We start from the raw sequence: 5,219 nt of genomic DNA on the forward strand, positions 1-5,219 counted from the left end.
CCCCTTGACAATAGATGAGAAGAGATGCTATACTAATTGAGCTGTCAGAGAGAGTCTGAGGGGAAAAAAGGAAAAAGTCCTTGACAGCTCTCGTATGATTTGCTAGAATAAAGGAGTTGTCTCAAAGGAGGCAATGGTGACCTTTGAGAACTGAATAAGACCAAGACGTGCGGGTTAAGGAATTAACCTGAAAACAAGAAAAAGAACTGTCAGCGACAGTAGAAAACGAGTAAAGCTCAAATTCGAATGAGAGTTTGATCCTGGCTCAGGACGAACGCTGGCGGCGTGCCTAATACATGCAAGTGGAACGCACAGTTTGTCGATTAAGGTATTAATGGGCAGACTAGTGAGTCGCGAACGGGTGAGTAACGCGTAGGTAACCTGTCTTTTAGCGGGGGATAACTATTGGAAACGATAGCTAATACCGCATAAAATTTTTTAACGCCTGTTAGAAGATTAAAAGGTGCAAGAGCATCACTGAGAGATGGACCTGCGTTGTATTAGCTAGTTGGTAGGGTAGAGGCCTACCAAGGCGATGATACATAGCCGGCCTGAGAGGGTGAACGGCCACACTGGGACTGAGACACGGCCCAGACTCCTACGGGAGGCAGCAGTAGGGAATCTTCGGCAATGGGGGGAACCCTGACCGAGCAACGCCGCGTGAGTGAAGAAGGAATTCGTTTCGTAAAGCTCTGTTGTATGAGAAGAACGGGTGTGAGAGTGGAAAGCTCACACAGTGACGGTAACATACGAGGAAGGGACGGCTAACTACGTGCCAGCAGCCGCGGTAATACGTAGGTCCCGAGCGTTGTCCGGATTTATTGGGCGTAAAGGGAGCGCAGGCGGTTTCGTAAGTCAGAAGTCAAAGGCATTGGCTTAACCAATGTATGCTTTTGAAACTGCGGGACTTGAGTACAGAAGGGGAGAGTGGAATTCCATGTGTAGCGGTGAAATGCGTAGATATATGGAGGAACACCGGCGGCGAAAGCGGCTCTCTGGTCTGTTACTGACGCTGAGGCTCGAAAGCGTGGGGAGCAAACAGGATTAGATACCCTGGTAGTCCACGCCGTAAACGCTGAGTGCTAGGTGTTAGGCCCTATCCGGGGCTTAGTGCCGGAGCCAACGCAATAAGCACTCCGCCTGGGGAGTACGACCGCAAGGTTGAAACTCAAAGGAATTGACGGGGGCCCGCACAAGCGGTGGAGCATGTGGTTTAATTCGAAGCAACGCGAAGAACCTTACCAGGTCTTGACATCCCTCTGACGGGTCTAGAGATAGACTTTTCTTTCGGGACAGAGGAGACAGGTGGTGCATGGTTGTCGTCAGCTCGTGTCGTGAGATGTTGGGTTAAGTCCCGCAACGAGCGCAACCCTTATGGTTAGTTACCATCATTCAGTTGGGGACTCTAGCCAGACTGCCGGTAATAAACCGGAGGAAGGTGGGGATGACGTCAAATCATCATGCCCCTTATGACCTGGGCTACACACGTGCTACAATGGTTGGTACAACGAGTTGCGAGTCGGTGACGGCCAGCTAATCTCTGAAAGCCAATCTCAGTTCGGATTGGAGGCTGCAACTCGCCTCCATGAAGTCGGAATCGCTAGTAATCGCGGATCAGCACGCCGCGGTGAATACGTTCCCGGGCCTTGTACACACCGCCCGTCACACCACGAGAGTTTGTAACACCCGAAGTCGGTGAGGTAACCTTAGGGAGCCAGCCGCCGAAGGTGGGATAGATGATTGGGGTGAAGTCGTAACAAGGTAGCCGTATCGGAAGGTGCGGCTGGATCACCTCCTTTCTAAGGAAACGGGATGCACGTTGCGGTCTTATTTAGTTTTGAGAGGTCAAGGGGGGCCTTAGCTCAGCTGGGAGAGCGCCTGCTTTGCACGCAGGAGGTCAGCGGTTCGATCCCGCTAGGCTCCATAATCTAGGGGAAGCGAGTGATGGCGGTTTGCGAGAGTAAGCTGTTAGTCATGCGTTTATTCTAGATTAAGCACCATGATCAATCGCCGAGCGATTGAGACTAGTCCATTGAAAATTGAATACCTCAACCCATTTATGATGGTTCAGGCCATGATAGATGGAAGAAAAAGAAACCGAAACGCTGAAAAAACCGAGAAACGAGAATAAGGTTAAGTTAGTAAGGGCGCACGGTGGATGCCTAGGCACTAGGAGCCGAAGAAGGACGTGACGAACGACGAAATGCTTTGGGGAGCTGTAAGTAAGCGGAGATCCAGAGATGTCCGAATGGGGGAACCCGTCAGGTGAAGCCTGACATCCCTGTCTGTAAAGGGCAGAGGAAGGAAGACGCGGTGAACTGAAACATCTCAGTAGCTGCAGGAAGAGAAAGCAAACGCGATTGCCTGAGTAGCGGCGAGCGAAAGGGCAGGAGGGCAAACCGGAGTGTTTACACTTCGGGGTTGAAGGACTGCAGAGGGGTTTTAAGGATGATAGAAGAATGATCTGGGAAGGTCAGCCAGAGAGAGTAAGAGCCTCGTATTTGAAATGATGCTTAAGAGCCAGCAGTATCCTGAGTACGGCGAGACACGAGGAATCTCGTCGGAAGCTGGGAGGCCCATCTCCCAACCCTAAATACTCCCTAGTGACCGATAGTGAACCAGTACCGTGAGGGAAAGGTGAAAAGAACCCCGGAAGGGGAGTGAAAGAGCCCCTGAAACCGTGTGCTTACAAGAAGTTCGAGCCCGTTAATGGGTGAGAGCGTGCCTTTTGTAGAATGAACCGGCGAGTGACGTTTAGATGCGAGGTTAAGTTGAAGAGACGGAGCCGTAGGGAAACCGAGTCTGAAAAGGGCGAGGAGTATCTGGATGTCGACCCGAAACCAAGTGACCTACCCATGAGCAGGGTGAAGGTGCGGTAAAGCGCACTGGAGGCCCGCACCAGGGCACGTTGAAAAGTGCTTGGATGACTTGTGGGTAGCGGAGAAATTCCAAACGAACTTGGAGATAGCTGGTTCTCTCCGAAATAGCTTTAGGGCTAGCGTCGGGTTAAGAATGATGGAGGTAGAGCACTGTTTGGGTAAGGGGTCCTTCTCGGATTACCAAACTCAGATAAACTCCGAATGCCATAGATTTATGCCCGGCAGTCAGACTGCGAGTGCTAAGATCCGTAGTCGAAAGGGAAACAGCCCAGACCACCAGCTAAGGTCCCCAAATAACTATTAAGTGGAAAAGGATGTGGGGGTGCAGAGACAACTAGGATGTTAGCTTAGAAGCAGCTATTCATTCAAAGAGTGCGTAATAGCTCACTAGTCGAGTGCCCCTGCGCCGAAAATGTACCGGGGCTGAAATAGTTTACCGAAGCTGTGGATACCTAAAAAAGGGTATGGTAGGAGAGCGTTCTATAGGCGGAGAAGGTGTACCGAGAGGAGCACTGGAGCGTATAGAAGTGAGAATGCCGGTATGAGTAGCGCAAGACAGGTGAGAATCCTGTCCACCGAAAGACTAAGGATTCCAGGGGAAGGCTCGTCCGCCCTGGGTTAGTCGGGACCTAAGGAGAGACCGACAGGTGTATCCGATGGGCAACAGGTTGATATTCCTGTACTGGTATCAGGAGTGAAGGAGGGACGCAGGAGGCTAGCTCAACCGGACGATTGGAAGAGTCCGGCCAAGCAGTGAGGTGGGGTAGGAGTCAAATGCTTCTATCAGGTCCATTGAGCTGTTAAGGGGAGCGAAGTGAGAGTAGCGAAGTGAGTGATGTCCCACTGCCAAGAAAAGCTTCTAGCGCCGAATGATACCACCCGTACCGCAAACCGACACAGGTAGTCGAGGCGAGTAGCCTCAGGTGAGCGAGCGAACTCTCGTTAAGGAACTCGGCAAAATGACCCCGTAACTTCGGGAGAAGGGGTGCTGACTGAGAGGTCAGCCGCAGTGAAGAGGCCCAAGCAACTGTTTATCAAAAACACAGCTCTCTGCGAAATCGCAAGATGATGTATAGGGGGTGACGCCTGCCCGGTGCTGGAAGGTTAAGAGGAGCGCTAAGGATTAGTCCGAAGGTGTGAATTGAAGCCCCAGTAAACGGCGGCCGTAACTATAACGGTCCTAAGGTAGCGAAATTCCTTGTCGGGTAAGTTCCGACCCGCACGAAAGGCGTAATGATTTGGGCGCTGTCTCAACGAGAGACTCGGTGAAATTTTAGTACCTGTGAAGATGCAGGTTACCCGCGACAGGACGGAAAGACCCCATGGAGCTTTACTGCAGTTTGATATTGCGTATCTGTAAGACATGTACAGGATAGGTAGGAGCCAAAGAAGGAGGGACGCCAGTTTCTCTGGAGGCGTTGTTGGGATACTACCCTTGTGTTATGGCTACTCTAACCCGGTAGGTTGAACATCTACGGAGACAGTGTCTGACGGGCAGTTTGACTGGGGCGGTCGCCTCCTAAAAGGTAACGGAGGCGCCCAAAGGTTCCCTCAGATTGGATGGAAATCAATCGGAGAGTGTAAAGGCAGAAGGGAGCTTGACTGCGAGACAGACAAGTCGAGCAGGGACGAAAGTCGGGCTTAGTGATCCGGTGGCACCGTATGGAAGGGCCATCGCTCAACGGATAAAAGCTACCCTGGGGATAACAGGCTTATCTCCCCCAAGAGTTCACATCGACGGGGAGGTTTGGCACCTCGATGTCGGCTCGTCGCATCCTGGGGCTGAAGTCGGTCCCAAGGGTTGGGCTGTTCGCCCATTAAAGCGGCACGCGAGCTGGGTTCAGAACGTCGTGAGACAGTTCGGTCCCTATCCGTCGCGGGCGTAGGAAATTTGCGAGGGGCTGCTCCTAGTACGAGAGGACCGGAGTGGACTTACCGCTGGTGTACCAGTTGTTCTGCCAAGGGCACAGCTGGGTAGCTAAGTAGGGGAAGGATAAACGCTGAAAGCATCTAAGTGTGAAGCCTGCCTCAAGATGAGATTTCCCATAACGCAAGTTAATAAGAGCCCTGAGAGACGAACAGGTAGATAGGCTGGGAGTGTAAGTAGTGTGAGCTATTGAGCGGACCAGTACTAATAGCTCGAGGACTTAACCGAGAGGTTAAAGGAGCGTGAAGGGTTTAAGAGGTATTCAATTTTGAATGGACTAGGGGTGATAAGAAGAGTTAAGTGACGCTAGCCTAGGGGATACACCTGTACCCATGCCGACCACAGTCGTTAAGCCCTAGCACGCCGGAAGTAGTTGGGGGTTTCCCCCTGCGAGATAAGGGAGTTGCTTAGCT

General features: G+C 51.8%; 1 tRNA gene and 3 rRNA genes. All 4 read left to right on the forward strand.

Annotated elements, in window-relative coordinates:
• Positions 1-242: 242 nt before the first annotated feature.
• The 4 genes from AB3329_RS11490 to rrf all read left to right on the forward strand — a co-directional run bounded on the left by AB3329_RS11490 (position 243) and on the right by rrf (position 5,218).
• Positions 243-1,799, forward strand: a 16S ribosomal RNA gene (locus AB3329_RS11490).
• Positions 1,800-1,851: 52 nt separating this feature from the next.
• Positions 1,852-1,924: transfer RNA gene (locus AB3329_RS11495), tRNA-Ala, on the forward strand.
• A gap of 207 nt (positions 1,925-2,131) precedes the next feature.
• A 23S ribosomal RNA gene (locus tag AB3329_RS11500) occupies positions 2,132-5,034 on the forward strand.
• 68 nt (positions 5,035-5,102) lie between these two features.
• Positions 5,103-5,218: ribosomal RNA gene (gene rrf, locus AB3329_RS11505) — 5S ribosomal RNA — on the forward strand.
• The 16S, 23S and 5S rRNA genes sit together here with 1 tRNA gene alongside, the layout of an rRNA operon.
• The last annotated feature ends 1 nt before the right edge of the window (position 5,219 follow it).

It is taken from the genome of Streptococcus huangxiaojuni (assembly GCF_040930515.1).
GTDB lineage: Bacteria > Bacillota > Bacilli > Lactobacillales > Streptococcaceae > Streptococcus > Streptococcus huangxiaojuni.